General features: G+C 47.8%; 18 protein-coding genes and 1 riboswitch. Of the genes, 14 read left to right on the top strand and 4 right to left on the bottom strand.

The features are described 5' to 3' along the window. Positions 1 to 94 precede the first annotated feature (94 nt). Both E0698_RS07400 and E0698_RS07395 read right to left on the bottom strand, forming a co-directional pair. On the bottom strand, positions 95 to 1,171 hold the full coding sequence (locus E0698_RS07400; RefSeq protein WP_192511128.1) for a hypothetical protein: 1,077 nt from the start codon (positions 1,169 to 1,171) through the stop codon (positions 95 to 97). Positions 1,172 to 1,213: 42 nt separating this feature from the next. Continuing rightward, positions 1,214 to 2,392 (bottom strand): M20 family metallopeptidase, encoded by a 1,179-nt coding sequence (locus E0698_RS07395; RefSeq protein WP_192511127.1) that lies wholly within the window; start codon positions 2,390 to 2,392, stop codon positions 1,214 to 1,216. A 147-nt stretch (positions 2,393 to 2,539) separates the two neighbouring features. Here E0698_RS07395 and E0698_RS07390 point away from each other — a divergent pair, with 147 nt between their 5' ends. The 3 genes from E0698_RS07390 (at position 2,540) to E0698_RS07380 (ending at position 5,807) form a co-directional block, all read left to right on the top strand. Then, complete coding sequence (locus E0698_RS07390; RefSeq protein WP_192511126.1) at positions 2,540 to 4,003, top strand: ABC transporter substrate-binding protein/permease; 1,464 nt, start codon at positions 2,540 to 2,542, stop codon at positions 4,001 to 4,003. Next, a complete protein-coding gene (locus tag E0698_RS07385; RefSeq protein ID WP_192511125.1) occupies positions 3,990 to 4,712 on the top strand; it encodes an ATP-binding cassette domain-containing protein in 723 nt (240 codons plus the stop codon). The genes E0698_RS07390 and E0698_RS07385 overlap by 14 nt, the downstream gene beginning before the upstream one ends. Positions 4,713 to 4,958: 246 nt before the next feature. After that, positions 4,959 to 5,131, top strand: a riboswitch (cyclic di-AMP (ydaO/yuaA leader). Between the two features lie 7 nt (positions 5,132 to 5,138). Then, a complete protein-coding gene (locus E0698_RS07380; RefSeq protein ID WP_192511124.1) occupies positions 5,139 to 5,807 on the top strand; it encodes a 3D domain-containing protein in 669 nt (222 codons plus the stop codon). Between the two features lie 157 nt (positions 5,808 to 5,964). Here E0698_RS07380 and E0698_RS07375 read toward each other — a convergent pair whose 3' ends face one another. Then, a complete protein-coding gene (locus E0698_RS07375) occupies positions 5,965 to 6,771 on the bottom strand; it encodes a polysaccharide deacetylase family protein (protein WP_134914761.1) in 807 nt (268 codons plus the stop codon). 302 nt (positions 6,772 to 7,073) lie between these two features. On the opposite strand from E0698_RS07375, the gene E0698_RS07370 reads away from it, so the two are divergent. The 7 genes from E0698_RS07370 (at position 7,074) to mobB (ending at position 12,734) form a co-directional block, all read left to right on the top strand. After that, positions 7,074 to 8,096, top strand: a complete 1,023-nt coding sequence (locus E0698_RS07370) for an NADH:flavin oxidoreductase/NADH oxidase (RefSeq protein WP_149095077.1) — start codon at positions 7,074 to 7,076, stop codon at positions 8,094 to 8,096. Positions 8,097 to 8,212: 116 nt separating this feature from the next. Next, positions 8,213 to 8,881 (top strand): PspA/IM30 family protein, encoded by a 669-nt coding sequence (locus E0698_RS07365; RefSeq protein WP_192511123.1) that lies wholly within the window; start codon positions 8,213 to 8,215, stop codon positions 8,879 to 8,881. A gap of 130 nt (positions 8,882 to 9,011) precedes the next feature. Continuing rightward, a complete protein-coding gene (locus E0698_RS07360) occupies positions 9,012 to 9,419 on the top strand; it encodes a DUF350 domain-containing protein (RefSeq protein WP_025682698.1) in 408 nt (135 codons plus the stop codon). Positions 9,420 to 9,445: 26 nt separating this feature from the next. Continuing rightward, positions 9,446 to 9,952 (top strand): DUF4178 domain-containing protein, encoded by a 507-nt coding sequence (locus E0698_RS07355; protein WP_134914759.1) that lies wholly within the window; start codon positions 9,446 to 9,448, stop codon positions 9,950 to 9,952. Positions 9,953 to 9,965: 13 nt separating this feature from the next. Continuing rightward, complete coding sequence (locus tag E0698_RS07350; protein WP_192511122.1) at positions 9,966 to 10,724, top strand: DUF4247 domain-containing protein; 759 nt, start codon at positions 9,966 to 9,968, stop codon at positions 10,722 to 10,724. 193 nt (positions 10,725 to 10,917) lie between these two features. Further along, positions 10,918 to 12,195, top strand: a complete 1,278-nt coding sequence (locus tag E0698_RS07345; RefSeq protein WP_192511121.1) for a molybdopterin molybdotransferase MoeA — start codon at positions 10,918 to 10,920, stop codon at positions 12,193 to 12,195. Further along, positions 12,192 to 12,734 carry a molybdopterin-guanine dinucleotide biosynthesis protein B gene (mobB, locus tag E0698_RS07340; protein ID WP_192511120.1) on the top strand — a complete coding sequence of 181 codons (543 nt, stop codon included), beginning with the start codon at positions 12,192 to 12,194 and terminating at the stop codon, positions 12,732 to 12,734. The genes E0698_RS07345 and mobB overlap by 4 nt, the downstream gene beginning before the upstream one ends. 10 nt (positions 12,735 to 12,744) lie before the next feature. On the opposite strand, the gene xerS is transcribed toward mobB, so the two are convergent. Beyond that, positions 12,745 to 13,845 carry a tyrosine recombinase XerS gene (gene xerS, locus E0698_RS07335; RefSeq protein WP_192511119.1) on the bottom strand — a complete coding sequence of 367 codons (1,101 nt, stop codon included), beginning with the start codon at positions 13,843 to 13,845 and terminating at the stop codon, positions 12,745 to 12,747. Between the two features lie 125 nt (positions 13,846 to 13,970). Here xerS and E0698_RS07330 point away from each other — a divergent pair, with 125 nt between their 5' ends. The 4 genes from E0698_RS07330 to E0698_RS07315 all read left to right on the top strand — a co-directional run bounded on the left by E0698_RS07330 (position 13,971) and on the right by E0698_RS07315 (position 18,289). Continuing rightward, complete coding sequence (locus tag E0698_RS07330) at positions 13,971 to 14,480, top strand: GNAT family N-acetyltransferase (RefSeq protein ID WP_134914640.1); 510 nt, start codon at positions 13,971 to 13,973, stop codon at positions 14,478 to 14,480. A 287-nt stretch (positions 14,481 to 14,767) separates the two neighbouring features. Continuing rightward, entirely contained in the window at positions 14,768 to 16,384 is a 1,617-nt protein-coding gene (locus E0698_RS07325; RefSeq protein ID WP_202894818.1) for an ABC transporter substrate-binding protein, read from the top strand. Positions 16,385 to 16,435: 51 nt separating this feature from the next. After that, positions 16,436 to 17,362: an ABC transporter permease gene (locus E0698_RS07320; RefSeq protein ID WP_134914641.1), complete on the top strand. Its 927-nt coding sequence runs from the start codon at positions 16,436 to 16,438 to the stop codon at positions 17,360 to 17,362. 30 nt (positions 17,363 to 17,392) lie between these two features. Continuing rightward, the gene (locus E0698_RS07315) at positions 17,393 to 18,289 is read left to right on the top strand and encodes an ABC transporter permease (protein WP_192511117.1); all 897 of its coding nucleotides are present in this window, start codon (positions 17,393 to 17,395) and stop codon (positions 18,287 to 18,289) included.

The following is an 18,289-nucleotide window of genomic DNA, read 5'->3' as shown; positions in this document are numbered from 1 at the left end:
TGTTCAAATGATGCAGAATTGACAATGTACAATGGAAAAAGGGCATTCCTCATGAAGCCAATAGTGGCGGGGGAATGCCCTTTTTTTGATGTGATCAGTCGCCTCCGCCTCCACCACAGCTGCTTCCGCATGAGGAGCTACTACTGCACGAGGAATGGCTGCCGCCGGAATCACCTGAATCGTGGTGAGATGAGCCTCCATCATGGGAGCTACCGTGGGAAGAGTGATGGTGCGAGTGGTACGTATCCCAGTTGGAGCAGCCACTTGCTGAACTACAGCCTGATGAGCTTGCTAATGCGGCACTTCCTGTAGTATCCGGATGCATGTGCAAGGCAAACTGTTGGGGTTGATACCAGGAATACCATACGACGGCCAGCAGTAGATAATCACTTTGCAAATAGTTGACCTTCGGCAGTCGCTTGCCATCTGGATCATCTACAGCTTCATTTACCCGGATACGTAGATGGTCCACGATCCTCTGAACCGCTTGCTGTGCTTGCTGAGAGATGGCCATACCCTCTTGCGTATTCCAACGGTCGCCTGCTGGCTGCCCGGAAGTTGCCAGCTTGTAATAGTGTGCAAGCTCGTTATTCGGTAATGGATGATTAAAAAAAGCCCCCCATAAGCTCGCACTATAGCGGTTCCAGCCAAAGCATTCTACATACAGCCAGTCAAACCATGCCCTTTCATCCGGCATCGGCTGTGAGCCGGAATGAGGGGCGTGGTGCAGCATGCGACCAAAGAAGGCTTCCGAGAATTGCTGGTACTCCCGCGTAAACATCAGCATTTCGTGCCACAGTTCATCTACATCCGGACTAAACATCGGCACCCGATTCATAATGGCGCATAGCATAAAATATCGTTTTAGCTCATTCCAGCGCCAATCGTATTCCTGCTCCGTCAGGTGAGGATGGGCTTTTATTACACGCTGCCTGACACTATGAGCGTAGGAGGCTGGAATAGATCGTTCCAAAAGCTGCATCAGTTCTACAATTTCTTTATGGCGCCCCTGTTCAAGGGAAGAGGGGGACGGGGAGCTAAGAAAAAATGCATTACGTCGACGTGTCTTTCGGTTTCCACGGTTCCTTCGGTATAATGCTCGGAAAAAAAACCACAAAATAATGATGTCGATCACAATAAACAACGCCCAAAAGCTGCTCATATTATTCATTTTGAATGCTCCTTTCTGGAAAGAAGGCGTAATTAAAAAAAATTAACGTTCGCTTTTCAGCAGAGCGAATTCTTCCTTGATTTGAGCCAGCAATTCAGGTTTCGTAATTACATCACAGGCGGTCCATGCCAGGGTTCTGGCGGCTAACAACATTCCTTCCAGCGCCCGATCCTGCATCGCTAAATCGCGGAATTCAGGTGTATGCAAGGCGTGCTTCTCGTCAATAACTTGAATGTAAGGATGAATGGCAGGACAGTGCAGCGACACATTTCCAATATCCATAGAGCCGTGATCTTCACCCTCTGTTATGTTCTCCTGCACAATGCCCGCCAGCACCAGGTTAGCGGTAAAGGCATCGGAAAGCGCGCAGTTGGTTACCATTTCATCATAAGATGTTTCATAATTCGAGGTTTCCAGACGACACCCAGCTTGTAAGGCAGCACCTTCAGCAATTTGAATGACACGGCGAGTCAATGAATTCAGTTCATGACGTGTAGCAGCCCGTATATAAAATTGAGCGGAAGCATAATCAGGAATAATGTTCGCTGCCTGGCCTCCTTGATTAATAATGCCGTGAATACGTACCGTACTCTTCACCTGCTGGCGGAACGCATTAATGCCGTTGAACGTTTGAATCACTGCGTCCAGCGCGTTAATACCTTCGTGGGGACTGGCAGCGGCGTGAGCGGATTTCCCAAAGAATTCGAACTGTACAGCATCAATTGCCAGCGATTTGCCGGATTTTTCATAGCGGTCATAAGGATGTGTCATGAGCGCTATATCGCAATCATCGAACAAACCGGCAGCCGCCATGGGAACCTTGGCACCGCGCGTTTCCTCGGCAGGTGTGCCGTATACTCGTATTTCTCCGCCGATCTCGTCAATGACTGATTTGAGGCCGACAGCAGCTCCTGTACTCATCATACAGATCAAATGATGTCCACATGCGTGTCCCAAGCCTTTCAGAGCGTCATATTCCGCCAGAAAAGCGATGACTGGCCCGGGTTTGGCTGCTTTATAAGTCGCAATAAAAGCCGTTTCTATATCCATAACAGGGGACTGAACTTCAAATCCGTGAAAAGCCAATTCCTCTTTTAGACGGGCAGAGGCCAAAAATTCCTCATTTCCCAGTTCAGGGTTGGCACCAATATATAAAGAAATGTCCTTGAAACGTGCTGCATGCTGCTCAATGGTGCGTTGGATCGTATTTTTGTTATTCATGGAAAAACTCCTTTGTAAAAGCTGAAATGTAGGTATTACGTCAGGTATGCTGAAATTGTACTATAACATTCATTGCATATTCATGCATATTCATTTATAATGACACAATCTTATTTATTATAAAGAATTTAAGGAGAGAAAAAAAGATTGAAAAAGGCATATCGTTTTACCGCCCTGATTTTGACGGCGGTTATCTTGCTGCTGGCTGGTCTTCCTATGCTCACTGCATACGGAACGGAAGCGAAGACACAGCAAAAACTTGTACTCGGCATGAGTGCCGATTTTCCGCCGTATGAGTTTCATAAAGTAATTAACGGTAAGGATACCATTGTAGGCTTTGACGTTGATATTGCCAATGAAATTGCCAAGGATCTGGGTGCAGAGCTGGTTATTGAGGACATGAGCTTTGACTCGTTGCTGCCTGCACTGCAAAGTGGTCGTGTAGACCTGGTACTGTCTGGTATGACACCAACGGATGAACGCAGAAAGAGCATTGATTTTTCGGATGTATACTACCACTCCAAGCAAGTCATTATGGTACGTCCGGAGGATAAGGACAAATATCCGACGATGGCTGCTTTGAAAGGCGAGAAGATCGGCGCACAAAAGGGCAGTATTCAGGAAGAGATTGCTCAAAAAGTGCCCAATGTCTCTGTAACTTCGCTGGATAAAATCTCCGACCTGGTGCTCCAGCTTCGGACACAGCGTATTAACGCTGTCGTGATTGAAGACACTGTCGCTAAAGGATACACATTGGATGGCACTGTAACACTTGCCAAGGCGGTGCCTGAGGAAGCAGGAGCAGAAACGGCTGTAGGTATTCGTAAAGGAAATACTGAACTGCTGGCATCTGTAAATAAAACGTTGGCTCGCCTGAAAGCAGACGGGTCTATTGAAAAGTTTTCCACGGAAGCGAGTGCGCTCTCTGCGGATCGACAGGCTTCTTCCCATAACATCGTGGATATATTTTGGAAATATCGCAGCTTTTACGTTACGGGTATCGGCTACACGTTGTTGCTGTCTGCGCTCGGGGTACTGTTCGGATTTATCATTGGTCTGATCATCTCTCTGCTGCGGATGAGTGGTGTACGTATCATTGAATGGTTGGGTACGGCCTACGTAGAGGTACTACGTGGTACACCTATGCTGGTACAGCTTATGATCATCCATTATGGGGTTGCTTTGACGCTGGGCGTTAATTTTACGCCACTTCAGTCCGGTATTATTACGTTATCTCTGAATAGCTCGGCATATCTGGCTGAAATTTTCCGTGCAGGTATCCAGGCAGTGGACCGTGGTCAGATGGAAGCAGCCCGTTCACTCGGTATGGGACGAGGCAAAGCTATGCGTCACGTCATTTTACCGCAAGCGTTCAAGTCTGTACTGCCTGCGATCGGCAATGAGTTTATTACGATTATTAAAGAGTCCTCCATCATTTCTACCATCGGTATGGTGGATATTATGTATCAGGCTCAAGTCATTAAGAACATCACCTACGAAGGATTAAGTCCGTTCGTCATCGCGGCTGCTATTTATTTTGTAATGACATTCAGCTTGTCGAAGCTGTTGGGTTTATGGGAAAGGAAGTTGAGAGCCAGTGATCACCGTTAAACAACTGCGTAAATCGTTCGGCAAAAATGAAATTTTAAAAGGCATTGATATAGATATTGCCAAAGGCGAGGTTGTTGTCGTCATTGGCCCGAGTGGTTCGGGGAAAAGTACATTTTTACGTTGTATGAATCTGCTGGAGCAGCCGACCGTTGGGGAGATTTTGTTTGAGGGCGAGCCGATTACAGCCCGTGGTCATAATATTAATGCGACTCGTGAGAAAATGGGGATGGTGTTCCAGCATTTCAACCTGTTCCCGCACAAAACGGTGCTGCAAAATTTGACGCTTGCGCCGACTCAGGTTAGAGGCCAGTCAGCAAAGGAAGCAGAGAAAATTGCGCTGGAGCTGCTGCGCACCGTTGGACTTGAAGACAAAAAGGACACCTATCCCAATCAGCTATCCGGTGGACAGAAGCAGCGGATTGCGATTGCACGCGCCTTGGCGATGCAGCCGCATGTGATGCTCTTCGATGAGCCGACTTCCGCTTTGGACCCTGAAATGGTCGGAGAGGTGCTGGACGTGATGAAGAAGCTGGCTGAGGGTGGCATGACGATGGTCATCGTAACGCATGAGATGGGCTTTGCCCGCGAGGTAGGAGACCGCATTATCTTTATGGATAACGGTCAAATTGTGGAGCAAGGTACACCGGAGCAGGTTTTTGGCACTCCAAGCCATGATCGTACCCGGGATTTTCTTGCCAAGGTTTTGTAAGAAATGAGCTTGTAAAGGCTATGAAGCAAGCCCTCCACGGTGAAAGTTTGACGGGAGGGCTTTTTCTTTTTTTGTCATCCTCGTTCAGATTTTTGTAACTGATTTCGATTTCATAATGACAAAATTGTAACAGATGTAGTATGATGTTCAAGGTTCCCAACATTTTCATGCAGATAAGGTTACAAAATTGTGATATTATGCAGTGAGCCAAAACTTACCTGGGCAGCAGACAGCAACGACAGACGCTGAATGCGGGACCCAAAACCATGGGAAGTGCGGGGGACGTAACAACGGCAGTCACTTCTGATCCGTCTTCATACGAATGGATGGAAGGTGCCTAGGGGTGAATTGCATTAGCATAGGGCTTCTCCTGAGTCCGAATCCGACAGCTAACTTCGCAGGCATATTAGAGGAGGTACATATCTTTTGAAACATCTGAAACGTATTGGAAAAACAATGAAATTTGCAGTGCTGGCCGCAGCTATCGCAGGATTGGCACAGACAGCAGGGGTAGCCGACGCCGCTTCGCTTCATACCGCCAAGGAAGGTGATACCTTCTTTTTGCTTGCTCAGCGTTACGGGGTATCTGTAGAGGATCTGCAAAAGGAGAACCCGGATGTTGCTGCCAGCAATATATATGCAGGAGTACAAATTAAGGTTCCGGACGAGAACAAGGTAAAAGTCGCTTCGGATTCGAAGCCTCAGCTTTTGTCCGAGAAAGCGCCGGCCGGTGACGGTCAACAGGTTGAAGCATGGGGCAAAACATTTAACTACAGCAAAGTAGTTGATGTGAAGGCCACAGCGTATTCCGCAGCAGCCAGTGAAAATGGAAAATGGGGAGCAGTAGACTATTTCGGAAATCCGCTTAAGCTCGGTACGATTGCCGTAGACCCAAGCGTAATTCCTTTAGGTACGAAAGTGTTGGTTACAGGCTATTCCCATCCAGGGCTGCCGGATCAATCTTTTATAGCGGTAGCTCGCGATAAGGGCAGTGCCATTACGGGGAAACGGATTGATATTTTCATTCCGGGTAGCCCATCTTTTGTGAGTGACTTTGGTTTCCAAAATGTGAAGCTGTACGTCATTGATAAATAGTCTGTATAAACCAATGAATTATATTTACATAATATATATTATGTAAACCAATATCAAATAACTTAATCGCCGGTCCTGATTCATATGGGCTTTGTCGATTAATAAAGGGCTGTCTTGACTAGCAGAATGCATCTGCTCGTAAGACAGCCCTTTACTGTTATTTCCGCTCCGAGGTGTGAAGTAGCCGTGGAACCGTGACAAATTTGTACCCCTTGGCTTTCAGCGCTTGAATAAGACCCGGCAGGGATTGAACAGTGCCTTTCAGGTTGGAGCTTTGACCACCGCCTGCGTGCATTAAAATGATGGAGCCTGGTCCGGTAGCCGGGATCACATTACGCTGAATTTGTGTTTTACTCAGTCCCTTCCAATCGAGGGAGTCTACGTTCCAATTGACAATCATGTAGCCGTGACTACGCGCCCACTGGATCTGAGGCTCCGTAATTTCACCATAAGGCGGGCGAATCAGCTTGGGTCGAAAGCCAACGGTGGCCTCCAAAATATGTTCTGTTTTCTTAATCTGGTTGCGAAAGCGTTCCGGTGAAGCCTTCCTAAAATCCGGATGGGTATAGGAATGGTTGCCTAAGGCATGGCCTTCACGTACGATACGGCGAATCATGCCCGAGTGTTTTTCCGCACGGTGACCGACGATAAAGAAGGTGGCTTTGATACCATTCGCGTGCAAAATGTCCAGAACCTGCGGCGTATACCGTGAATCAGGCACGTCATCAAAAGTCAGGGCAATTTGCTGCGTATGCGGGCCGCACATTTTAAAAATATCCGAATGTTTTTTTCGAAGCATAGCTAATGTGGGAGTGGCTCGTTGTCTGCTCTTTTGTGCTGAAGAAACAACAACCGCTTCCTTGGGATGAGTCGTTCCGGTATCGGGAGGCGCATCCGCGTGAACGGGAAAACTCGAAAATGCTAGTAACAGTGCCATGATTGGCAATATTCCCCTGTACGGCATATGTATCCCCCTTTCCGTGCAGTGGTACCCCTGTTGCTTTCATTTAGTATGTACCTGCCATGTTGAAATTATGCTGCTGAACAGGTTAGACTATTGAATGGTTGAGTGGAAATGCAGCACAATACGGATGTAAGTGCAGATCTCGAAGCTAAACGCACATATTCTATTAAACCTGACCGAAAACAACAGCATTTTCGCAAGTTTTAGCCTTTTAATGGATTCGGTATCCAGTGATAGCTGGTGTATAATGAGATTGCAATTCATATTGTACAGAGTTGGAATTAAAGGAAGGATGGATAAAAGTGACCGACTTGTTTACTCCTTATCAATTAAAGGGACTTTCTTTAAAAAACCGGATTGTAATGCCCCCCATGTGCCAATATAGTGTGGAGGCCAAAGATGGAAAGCCAAATGATTGGCATCATGTCCATTATGTTAGCCGGGCAGTAGGTGGTACCGGGCTGATTATTGTGGAAATGACGGCGGTCCACCCGGATGGACGTATTACAGATCATGATCTGGGCATTTGGAGTGACGAGCATATTCCTGCATACCGTAAAATAGTGGAGGAAGTCCACAAGTACGGTGCCAAAATCGGAATTCAATTAGGTCATGCCGGACGAAAGGCTGAAGATGCCGACTTGCCTGTTGCACCGTCCTCGATAGCCTTTAGCGAACGTTTCAAGGAGCCGCATGCTTTAACGACAGCCGAAGCCAGGGAACTGGTTCAGGCTTATAAGGAAGGCGCGCGCCGCGCGGTGGAAGCCGGGTTTGATACGGTAGAAATTCATGGCGCTCACGGTTATCTGATCCATCAATTTCATTCACCTTTAACGAACACCAGAGAAGATGAGTATGGACAGGATCTATCGCTGTTCGGTGTTGAAGTGATTCAGGCTGTTAAAGAGGTACTTCCGTCTGATATGCCTGTGTTGATGCGGATATCCGCCAAAGAGTATGTCGAAAACGGATATAATGTGGAATACATAGCGGGCATAGGGGAACGATATCGTGATGCAGGTGTGGATATTTTTCACATCTCCTCTGGTGGCGAGGGGCCGATTGGTTCTAACGGCGGTCCATCTGCGCGAGCGGGATATCAGGTGGATTTGGCACATAAAATACGTGAAAAGCTGAATGTACCTGTAATCGCTGTCGGTCTGCTGGACGATTATGAGGATGCCCGGCGGGTGATTCAGCAAAAAGAAGCTGATCTGGTAGCGATAGGGCGCGCCATGCTGCGCGATCCGTATTGGGCGTTGCATGCATCGCGGGATCTGAAAGTACAGGCGGATATCCCGGAGCCATACTTGCGTGGTTTTTAGAATGTACTTTAAATGTACTTTATCGGATAATATTTTTGAAACTCTATTTGCAAAGCTTGCGTAAACATGTGTACAGAGCTTAAAATTTAAGCATTCAACTCTAGGAGGAACTTCACATGTCTATTTTCAAACGTTTAAGAGATCTTACGATGTCCAATATCAACTCCATTATTGACAAGGCCGAAGATCCAGTTAAAATGACGGATCAATACATTCGTGATATGCAAGAGGACTTGGAAGATGCAGAGAAAGCGGTAGCCGCTCAGATTGCCATTGAGAAGAGATTTAAACAGCAATATGAAGAGCAGGCCGCTTTGGTGAAAAAACGTGAAGAGCAGGCTCATACGGCAGCAAAAGCGCAAAATGTGGATCTGGCTCGCCGTGCGTTGGAAGAAAAGAAATCTGCTGAGCAAAAAATGACCGAGTTCAAGACGGGCTACGAGCAGAATAAAGCGGCAGCCGATAACCTGCGTGGTAAGCTGGATGAAATGCGCAGACAACTGATGGAAATGAAGAACAAGCGTGAAACGCTGGTTGCCCGTTATAATGCAGCCAAAGCGCAAACAGAAATTAACAAAGCGATGAACGGTTTTAGCTCCGATACGGCAACTGCTGGGCTGAAGCGTATGGAAGAAAAAATGCTGCAAGCAGAAGCGCGTGCTGAAGCAAGCAACGAAATGTCCTCTAAGGAAAAATCGCTGGATGAGGAATTTAAGGAGCTTGATAAGAAAAGCGCCGTGGACGATGAGCTTGCTGCTTTGTTGAAGCAATACGATAATAAATAAGGTTATAAGCATGGCCGCCTGCGTGGCTGCAAAGGAAGCGAAGGGGAACCGTTTTCTCCTTCGCTTTTCCCTGCCTGGAGGCGTGAATCAACATATATGAAGGTCAAGAAGATGTGGAGGATGGTATGAAATGCATTTTTTAGAAACGATGAAAGCGATGCTTGTATGGACTGGCGCGGGTGCCGTTTTGTTGTTCGTATTGATGTACATTGATTCTTTATTTACGAAGTATAAGGATTTTGCAGAAGTGAAAGCCGGTAATATGGCCGTAACGGTCCGGTTAATTATGAAGCTGTTTGCACAAGGGTATATTTTGTCAAGCTCGATTGCTACAGCTAACAATTTGCTGGAGGCGCTTGTGTATTCTGTGATCGCTTTTGTCATTCTGTTTGTTTTGGAAGTTATCGTTCGTCTCTTGCTTCGGTACTGGGCACAGCTTGATCTGGATAAAGGCACGCAGGAAGGCAAAATTGGCTTTGGTCTGTTTTCAGGTACGCTTCATCTGGTCGGTGCTTTGATCATTGCCGCATGTTTTTAGGCTAAAGAAAAGCAGGGGGAATCATCATGGGTGTATGGAAACGCATTTCAAATCTGTTTGCCAAGCCGGAGCCACCAAAAGCGGAAAAAAGCATGCTTCATTTAAATCCGGGCGATATCTGTGAAGTGTCTCTTGTCACATATGAAGTGGTAGGCCGAGTACACAACCGTGCTCGGAATGCCGTTGTTTTGACGCTTCAGGATGGTAATCAAGTTAGCTACCTTCACATTGAGGAACGGGAAACGCTGCAATTTGGACTGTACCAGGCCATCGACGGCAGACTGGACAACCCGGAGGAAGTGCCAACGATTCTGGAGCTGGATGATACTACATATCATTTGGAAGAGCAGTATTTTGGGCATGTTACGGTTATGGGCCGTGCTCCTTTTCAACAGGGTGGAGAGCAGCACGTTTGGCAGTATCAGTCAGATGATTACCATTTGCTGCGTGTAGAGTGGCAGGATGGTCGCTTTATGCTATATGAAGGAGAAGAAGTAATTACCGGAGACGTCAAGGTTATTCGGGCAAGCTAGGAGAGGGTGACACATGGGCAAACGCACCTGGAAGTATGCATTAAAGGTCATTGTGGCGCTGAGCTTGTTCGTATCCGTGTTAAGCGGCTGCGGTGCGCCAAATGTGAAAGATACGTACCCGCTGGAATCGGTCAGCGGCAGCGGCAATTCGACCTCGTACGTGTATCGCGCCGAAGGCAAAACGGTTCCGGAAGTAGCGGAGGAACTGAAAGAACAGCGTGAACCGGAACAAATGTCGCCGCAGAGCAATGAGCGGATGTTTCTGGTGTACAGCGATGAATGGTACCATTTACAGCAAGATCCAGCCAAGAAGGAAGACACATTAATTGAAATTGACAGCAAGAAGTATGTCGAGCAAAATTACAGTTCCAGCTTTCTAAAAGGATACTTAACGGCAACCGTACTCGATGCTCTGTTTGATTCGTTACGCGGATCTGGCTCTTACCGGGGGTATTCAAGCAGAGATGTATACCGACCTTCTCAGGGCCAGTATCGTGCACCTACGGTGCAGGAGAAGAAAGCGATCCCGCCGATTACGGTGGAGCGGAAGGGTTCCGTTACCCGCAGGGGTAAGGGGTCTGATTCCAGTGTCGGTTCCAGCGGAAGTCTGTTCGACAGAGGCTCCAGCAGCAGTTCACCGAGCAGAGGCTCGATTTCACGTGACCGGGGCAGCAGTGGCGGTTCCAGCATTTTTGATTCGCCGCGGAAATCTTACAGCAAGCCTAAAACACGCAGCGGTTCCGGTAAAATCAGCCGACGAAGCCGACGATGATGGGGTCAAGAAGTGTAATGATGATCAAAATTCTAAAATAGCACCTGCCAAAACAGCCTGGGTATGAGATTCCGGGCTGTTTTTTTGCGCAAAGAGACCGACCACGACCCAATAAATACTGTCCGGATTTGCCAGATAACGGTTTTAGCGTTATAACAGAAAGAGAGCATTTTCAGAAGAACGGAGTGAAGATATGAATCAGGTACAATTAAATTCGGACAAATTTCAGCGCAAAGCGGTTCAAGTGGAAGAAGCGCAAAGCAGAATAGCTACTCATGTCAAACAGGGAGAGCGGGAGGATGTAGGACTCGAGCAGGCCCATGGACGTTATTTGGCGATGGATTTGACCGCACCACACCCATATCCCAGCTTCCGTCGTTCAGGTATGGATGGATACGCCATCCTTGGTTCGGACACTGAAGTCTGTTCGTCCGGTCAGGAAATCTGGCTACGCGTGATTGATGAAATTCCATGCGGCACCGTATCGGACAAGCGGGTGGAGACGGGATTGGCGGCGCGCATCATGACAGGAGCACAATTGCCTGAAGGGGCAGACACGGTTGTTATGCTGGAAGCGACACAGCTATGTGAGGAAGATGGACAGGTATATGTCGGCCTGAAGAAGCGCATGGAAATCGGCAAAAATGTGACACCAATCGGTCATGAGATTCGGGAAGATCAGCTTTTACTCAGCAAAGGAACCTGTCTGGGGGCAGGGCACATCTCGGTGCTGGCTACCTTTGGTGTACATCGGGTACCCGTCTACAGGAAGCCACGGGTGGCCGTTTTTTCCACAGGTTCGGAATTGCTTGCCGTGGATGAGCCGTTGCAGCCGGGGAAAATTCGGAACAGCAATACATATATGCTGGCTTCACAAATCAGGGAGGCAGGGGGGGAGCCGTTCATCTTGCAAGCCATTCAAGATGATTTGGTTCTCGCCCGTGCTTCTGTACGTGAAGCGATAGCTGCCTACGATATCGTCGTCACGAGTGGCGGTGTATCGGTGGGAGATTTTGATATTATGGGCGATCTGGTACGACAGGAAGATGTGGATATGCTGTTTAACAAGGTCACAATGCGTCCGGGCAGTGTGACTACAGCCGCGGTCATTGACGGTAAGCTGTTATTTGCGCTTTCTGGCAATCCCGGTGCGTGCTTTGTAGGCTGTGAGTTGTTTGTGCGACCCACCATCCAAATGATGCTGTCTTCAGAGCAGCCGTATTTGCAAACCTGGACGGCAAGGTTGGGAGCAGATTATACGAAGGTAAATAATTTTACCCGTTTTGTACGCAGCTCCCTGGAAATACGCAATGGGCAAGTATACGCGATTCCTGCACGAGTAGATGAATCCAGCGTCATGGTGACGATTAAGGACACCGACTGTCTGATCGTGATTCCTCCGACAACAGAAGGCTTGCGTGCAGGAGAAGAGGTACGTGTGCTGGTGCTTCTAGGCGGTCATGTGACGTGAATAGGATAAATCCGTATGTATGTCAGGTCGTCGGATTCAAAAATACGGGGAAAACGACCTTCCTCGGAGGGTTGATTCGTTATTTGCGGGAGTCCGGGCTACGCGTAGCTGTGATCAAGCATGATGGACATGAGTTTGAGATGGATCATGAGGGAACAGATACGTACAAGCACCGACAAGCGGGAGCCGAAGGCGTAGCCATTGTTTCAGGTGGAAGAACAGCCATTTTAGAGGAGCATAGTCGGCCTGTCACCGAACTAATCCGGCATTTTCAGGCATACGACTGCGTGTTGCTGGAAGGCTTTAAACAAGAGCATTATCCAAAGCTGGTGATGGTGCGGGAACAATCGGATGCCCAGCTTACCACTGAACTGACAAATGTACAGGGAGTAGCGGTTTGGGAAGATCATACGGGTTGGGCACAGAGCCACTTTTCAGATAAAACGATACAGATATTTCCCGCCGATGCCAACGGCCCGGCAGGCCGCTGGTTACTTGGACAGATTCAGAAGCAGAGAGAAGGAGTCCGGGATGAGTAGGGCTGAGACATCAATCGGCTGAGTCGGTTTGAGTCTCCACCCGTCGTTCAATCGCTTGGGACATGGTCTTGTCGGTCAGATGGGCATAGACTTCCGTCGTTTCCGTCGAAGCATGGCCGAGCTGTTCCTTCGTTTTGTAAATATCGTTTTGCAAATAGTAGTCGGTGGCAAAGGAATGACGGAGCTTGTGAACAGTCAGGTAAGGTTTGCCGAACCGTTTGGCGTACTTGATAATCATCGCCTGAATCGCTCTTTTAGTCATCCGTTTGCCTTCTGTACTGCCGTTGGGACGTGCGACAAAGAGCGCCTTTTCCTTTTTGGGTGCGCGATAACGGATATGCCGCAGGGATAAATAGAGTGCCAGATCATCTTTGGACTGCTCGCGGAAATATACTGGCGTTTTAAAGGTTTCGTCGTTGTTGCCTTTACGATACACATATAGTAATTTATTGTTTACATCCAGATCGTCCATATTCAGATTGACGATTTCAGATACGCGCAGGCCCGAGTTTAGAATGAGACTGGCAATGCAGGCGTCCCGTTCCTTGTTCAGTTCATAGGAGTACAGTGCCTGCTTGTTATCGGCCAAATCCTGTCCATAGCCTTCATAAATATAGCCGATAAATTCAAGCAGCTCTTCCTCCTCCAGTATCTTTCCTTTGAGCTTGGCGGCCGTGTCCTTGGGTTTATGTATGCGCTTGATTTCGACCTTGGCCATAATGTTGCGTTTGAGCAAAGGATAAAAGTTTTCATCCTCAGCGATCTGGCTCAAATAATGAAAAAGGGAACGCAGGGACGATAGCTTACGTGAAATCGTAATACGGGAGTTGGAGCCTTCACGCTTAGTCGATAGGAACAAACGGTAGCCCGTAATACTATCCATATGGAGCGTCTCCAATTCTTCCAGCGTAACCTGGGCGTTCGTCTCTCCGGCAGACAAGCCTTCTGAGCGAAGCCATGTAAAAAAAGCTTCGTAATCCCGTACATATTCCAGCAATGTGGAGGGGGACAGGTCGGGCAGCTTGTAATCCATAAATTGCTGCACATACCATGGTAATCCCGGCATTTTTTCGTCCAGTTTGCGCCGGTCGATAATCTTTTGTATATTCATTGGGTTCCACCTCGTCCGGTCATAATATATGTATTTTAGCATATTTTGAACAGCATCGGATGGAAGGGAAGATGGAGTGCAAATCAAAGTAAAGAACGAACTGATCTGCCAAGAGAGGTGAAAGTATGGGGTATGACATTCAGTCGGAATTGAAGCTGTCCATCAAAAGTGTTCCGGAGTCGCAGAGGGACATTATTGTGCAGCTCATGCAATTTTATTTATATGATTTTACAGCCTATCTTCGAATTGATGTTACTGAAAACGGCACATTTCCGGCTTACCCGGACTTGTATCAATACTGGACAAGCGGTGAACAGAAGCTGCCTTTTCTGATCTGGAGGCAGGACGTTCCCGTAGGTTTTGCGCTGGTTGACCGAATGTCCAGCAATCGGGAGGCTGACTACTACATGGCTGAGTTTTTTGTGCTGCGTCCTTATCGGCATAATGGGGTCGGGACGTGGGCGGCTCATGAGCTGTTTGGACGTTTTGCTGGGCGTTGGAAGGTGACGCAGATGAGCACGAACAGGCCAGCGCAGTCCTTTTGGCGTAAGGTGATTGGCAGTTATACGGATGGGGAGTACAGGGAGCAGACTCATCCGGTACGAGGGAATATAAGTCAGTTTTTCAATACCTGAAAAATTCAAAATTGTAATTAGCAACGAAAAGGAGTCGGGGAGAGCATTCCTGTCGGCTCTTTTTTGCGTTGTCAATTTAAGTCTTCTATCTATCCATAGATCATTCCAATTAGAACTTGCATTGACACTATAAAAACACGGGTATACAGTTATTTGTACAATTCATATATATCTGATTGGAATTATCAACAATGTAACATCGGCCTCAAATATGCAATACATTCATAAAATTACCCACGAGAACGGAGAGTGTTTTACAAGTGAAACGAACAAGTCGATATGCGAAAATGTTAGCTCTAACCCTGTCGCTGGTGCTGGTATTATCGGCATGCTCAGGCAATGGAGGTGCGAATTCTACGAATACCGGGGCAAATGCAGCGGGAGGCGGGCAAGCCGCAGAAGGTGGGGACCTGACCTATGCGCTGGCGACATCGCCGGATTCACTGGACCCGCATAAGAGTGGATTGGCGGTAGCATCCCGGGTGTATCGGGGGATATTCGACAATTTGGTTGTAAAGCTGCCGGACAATACGATTAAGCCTTGGCTGGCGACCGAATGGAGCGTTTCCGAGGATGGCAAAAGCTATACGTTCAAGCTGCGCAAGGACGTTAAGTTCCATGACGGAACTCCGTTTAATGCGGAAGCAGTCAAATTCAGCTATGACCGGATTATTGATCCGCAAGCTGTAGTTGGTAATGCTGCTAACTTGCTGGCCCCGTATGAATCCTCACAAGTGATAGACGAATACACGATTAAGCTGAATCTGAAACGACCATCGCAGGCATTTTTGAGCAATTTAAGTATTCCGGCAGTAGCCATTGTTTCTCCTGCAGGAGTCGAAAAATATGGAGATCAATTCGGCAAGCATCCGGTGGGCACAGGCCCGTTTAAGTTTGTAAAGTGGGACGAAAATGCAGAAATCAAAATCGAACGTAACCCGGATTACAAATGGGCACCGGAAACTGTCGAGAACAAGGGAGCGCCGTATTTGGATAGCGTGACCTTTAAAATCGTGCCGGAGGAAGCGACACGGATCGGCAGTGTGCAGAGCGGGCAGGCATTGGCCGCAGAAACAGTTCCGCCGCAAAATATTTTAACGCTGAAGAGTGACCCTAATTTTCAATTGCTGCAGGTCAATACCCTGGGTTTACCATACACGCTGTTCATTAACCAAAAGAAGGCACCGTGGAATGAATTGAAGGCCAGACAGGCGTTGCAATACGGTGTTGATGTAGGGACGATTGTCAAAACGCTTTACCTGGGTACCTATGAGCAGGCTTGGTCGCCACTCACTCCGGGTATTTTTGGATATGATAAATCACTGGAAAACGGCTTGCAGCCGGATGCTAACAAAGCCAATCAGTTGCTGGATGAACTGGGTTGGGTCAAAGGTGCGGATGGTTTCCGAGTGAAGGATGGAAAACGTCTGACGCTGCATTATGTAGACGGCACGCCGAACCGTGAAAAACGCAACGACATTGCAGCCATTATTCAGCAGCAGCTGAAGAAAATCGGTGTTGATGTCAAGATTGAAATTACCAAGGATGTTGCAACGGTTGTATATACGAACGGAAACTATGATTTCTACGGGAATAGCCAGGTCAATGTGGACCCGAACGCGTTATATGCTTTTTACCACACAGCGGCTCCGAATCAGCGGCCTACACTGCCTAACTTCTCCAATCCTGAGGTCGATAAGCTGTTAGAGCAGGGCGCTATTGAAAAGGATGATGCCAAGCGGGAGGGAATTTACAAAAAGGTACAACAATTGATCCGTGATCAGGCCGTTATCATTCCGATTTATGTATTCCCTTATACCGTTGGAGCCGCCAAGTCGGTGCAAGGTCTCAAATTCGATTTAGTGGGTTATCCGCTGTTCAACGATGTGCGCATTCAAAAATAGTATGGCTAAATTATTTCTGGCGAGCCATCCAGACGGAAAGGAGTGTGCTTCATGATCAGAGCTGTTGCAGAACGACTGGTTACCTCTTTGTTGGTGATTGTGGGTTCTTGTATTCTGGTGTTCAGTATTTTATATCTGCTTCCGGGGGACCCGGTGGATTCTATTCTGGACCCTTCGACGGCCACGCCAGAAATGATCGCCAATTTGCGTCATAAGTTGGGAGTGGATCAGCCTTTTCATGTTCAGTTTTTGAACTATTTCGGAAATCTGCTACAAGGTGATTTTGGAAAATCACTCCTCAATGCTGATCCGGTGCTACCTAAAATATGGGTCAATCTCCCGCCTACATTGGCGTTGACGCTTGCCGGTTCTGCTATTTCGGTCATCATCGGTGTTCTGCTTGGAGTGCTGTCGGCCATTCATCGGAATAAGCCAATAGATATCATCGCGCGAATCGTCGGATTGTTCGGCATTTCCATGCCCACATTCTGGTCAGGAATTCTGCTGTTGCTCATTTTCTCCATTCATTTGGGGTGGCTGCCTGCAATGGGCTCGGACGGCTGGAAAACACTTGTGCTTCCGTCTCTCACTTTGGGCATTGTCGGTGCGGGGTTCATTGTCAGAATGGTACGCAACAGTATGCTGGAGGTCATTAATGAGCAGTTTATCGTTACGCTCCGTTCCAAAGGTTTATCGGAGAAGGTCATTATGTATCGCCATGCACTGCGTAATGCGTTGATTCCTGCGATAACGATGATCGGGATGCTGATGGGAGAAATGCTGGCCGGAGCAGTTGTGAGTGAGACGGTATTTTCGCGACAAGGTATTGGGCGTTTAATTGCGGATGCGATAATGGCTAAGGATTTACCAGTTGTGCAGGGAGTTGTGTTGTTCTCTGCCATCATGTACGTGATCGTAAATCTATTGGTGGATATATCTTATACATTCATTGATCCGAGGGTTAGACGCTCTGCGTAAGTCGGTAGGAATCAGGGAGGAGGAAGACAGTTGAGAGAAACGATGGCGGCCAAAACAGTCTGGAAGGAAAGAAAGCAGCGGGTAGCTCGGAAAACCGGAAGATTGCGGTTTGGGGGAGTGTCGGATGGGTTCGTATATGCGGCAGGACTGATTATTGTGTTCGTGATCGCCTGTACGGCGTTTCCGCAATGGATTGCTTCCTATGAGCCAACAGAAATGTTAAGCGACCAGATTTTACAGAGCCCAAGCGCTGCTCACTGGTTCGGAACCGACTATTTTGGACGGGATGTATTCAGTTTGGTTGTTCATGGAAGTAGGGATTCCCTGTTTATCGGCTTTATGTCGGTGCTCGTCGGTGGCCTGGTTGGTGGAATCATCGGAGCATTGTCAGGCTACATTGGTGGCATCGTGGATACGGTGCTGATGCGATTTATTGATATTTTGATGACTATTCCTGGCATTTTGCTGGCTTTGGCGATTGCGGCGGCTCTAGGGCCGAGCTTGTTTAATATCGTACTGGCGGTAGCCATTTCTGCTGTTCCGGGTTATGCAAGAGTCATGCGGGGACAGATTATGAGTATAAAACGACGATCTTACGTCACGGCTTCACGCTCCATCGGAGTTACACCTTTCGGCATCTTTTGGCGGCATGTGCTTCCTAATTCCCTGTCACCTTTGCTCGTGATGGCGACGCTCGGAATCGGCAACGCTATTTTGGCCGGATCGGGATTAAGCTTTCTGGGGCTTGGCACGGTAAAGGAAATTCCGGATTGGGGAACAGTATTGTCTCAGGGACGCGGGTATTTGACAGTAGCTTGGTGGATATGCACCTTTCCTGGTCTAGCCATTACGTTGTTTGTGCTGTCGGTCAATATTTTGGGCGACAAGCTGAGAGATGAGCTGGACCCGAAAAAGAACGCAAACTAG

It is taken from the genome of Paenibacillus sp. 23TSA30-6 (genome assembly GCF_014858585.1).
Lineage (GTDB): Bacteria > Bacillota > Bacilli > Paenibacillales > Paenibacillaceae > Paenibacillus.
Note: the sequence above shows the minus strand (reverse complement) of the source record. Positions and strands in the feature narration are given on the sequence as shown.

Coding starts and splice junctions, on each gene's coding strand:
- E0698_RS07400 (WP_192511128.1), bottom strand. CDS start 1,171: ATGAATAATATGAGCAGCTTTTGGGCGTTGTTTATTGTGATCGACATC.
- E0698_RS07395 (WP_192511127.1), bottom strand. CDS start 2,392: ATGAATAACAAAAATACGATCCAACGCACCATTGAGCAGCATGCAGCA.
- E0698_RS07375 (WP_134914761.1), bottom strand. CDS start 6,771: ATGCCGTACAGGGGAATATTGCCAATCATGGCACTGTTACTAGCATTT.
- E0698_RS07365 (WP_192511123.1), top strand. CDS start 8,213: ATGTCTATTTTCAAACGTTTAAGAGATCTTACGATGTCCAATATCAAC.
- E0698_RS07360 (WP_025682698.1), top strand. CDS start 9,012: ATGCATTTTTTAGAAACGATGAAAGCGATGCTTGTATGGACTGGCGCG.
- E0698_RS07355 (WP_134914759.1), top strand. CDS start 9,446: ATGGGTGTATGGAAACGCATTTCAAATCTGTTTGCCAAGCCGGAGCCA.
- E0698_RS07350 (WP_192511122.1), top strand. CDS start 9,966: ATGGGCAAACGCACCTGGAAGTATGCATTAAAGGTCATTGTGGCGCTG.
- E0698_RS07345 (WP_192511121.1), top strand. CDS start 10,918: ATGAATCAGGTACAATTAAATTCGGACAAATTTCAGCGCAAAGCGGTT.
- xerS (WP_192511119.1), bottom strand. CDS start 13,845: ATGAATATACAAAAGATTATCGACCGGCGCAAACTGGACGAAAAAATG.
- E0698_RS07330 (WP_134914640.1), top strand. CDS start 13,971: ATGGGGTATGACATTCAGTCGGAATTGAAGCTGTCCATCAAAAGTGTT.
- E0698_RS07325 (WP_202894818.1), top strand. CDS start 14,768: ATGTTAGCTCTAACCCTGTCGCTGGTGCTGGTATTATCGGCATGCTCA.
- E0698_RS07320 (WP_134914641.1), top strand. CDS start 16,436: ATGATCAGAGCTGTTGCAGAACGACTGGTTACCTCTTTGTTGGTGATT.